Annotated in this window: 1 protein-coding gene; it reads right to left on the reverse strand. The window is 57.7% G+C overall.

The features are described 5' to 3' along the window. Nucleotides 1–150, reverse strand: a 150-nt coding sequence (locus tag SB751_RS28790) for a cold-shock protein (protein WP_410748883.1), incomplete at its 3' end; no start/stop codon positions are given. Between the last annotated feature and the right edge of the window lie 193 nt (nucleotides 151–343).

Below are 343 nucleotides of genomic sequence, written 5' to 3' on the forward strand. Positions count from 1 at the left end.
GTAGCTGACGCGCTGGTTCTCGACCAGCGCCTTGTGGCCGTCACCGACGATCTCGGAGAAATGCGCGAACAGGTCCTTGCCGCCGTTCTCGGGCATGATGAAGCCAAAGCCCTTGGCGTCGTTGAACCACTTCACAATTCCGGTTTCCATCATTTCACTCCTTGCATGGCGGGCAGCGCCCGGGAAGGGAGCCAATCAAGGAAAGGGATGGCGAACAATGAGGCGCCAGAAGGGGCGCGATACCGGACGTTGATCACGATGCTCGAATAGCTGCAAGTCCACTATGGGTGCCCGACAGGCGAAAGTCAACGGCTGTTTCCAATTAACATCCAGGCCGATACAG

The sequence above is a fragment of the Cupriavidus sp. SIMBA_020 genome, from assembly GCF_046535395.1.
GTDB classification, from domain to species: Bacteria; Pseudomonadota; Gammaproteobacteria; order Burkholderiales; family Burkholderiaceae; genus Cupriavidus; species Cupriavidus campinensis.